Genomic DNA, 236 nt, shown 5'->3' on the forward strand with positions numbered 1-236 from the left:
AAGCGTTCAGTGGCGACCGGGCGTACCCCCGTGCCGATTTGTAATCCGGAGGGTAAGGTGGTTTGTTCGGAAGACTGTGCCCCCGGCTGGCGAATGGTTTGATAAAGCAGATCTTCAAACACCGCGCGCTGACGCTTAAATCCGTTGGTGCTGACGTTCGCCAGGTTGTTGGTAATGACGTCCATATTGGTCTGTTGCGCTTCCAGACCCGTTTTGGCAATCCATAAGGCACGCAT

The 236-nt window shown here is 54.7% G+C and carries 1 protein-coding gene; it reads right to left on the reverse strand.

The genetic code is table 11. The annotated features are described in order from the left end of the window. Window positions 1-236: flagellar basal body protein (locus tag V5P19_RS24535; RefSeq protein WP_334408115.1), on the reverse strand; the 236-nt coding region annotated here is incomplete at its 3' end.

Origin of the sequence: Enterobacter sp. UNJFSC 003, assembly GCF_036903355.1 — a bacterium.
In the GTDB taxonomy this organism is placed as follows: domain Bacteria; phylum Pseudomonadota; class Gammaproteobacteria; order Enterobacterales; family Enterobacteriaceae; genus Enterobacter.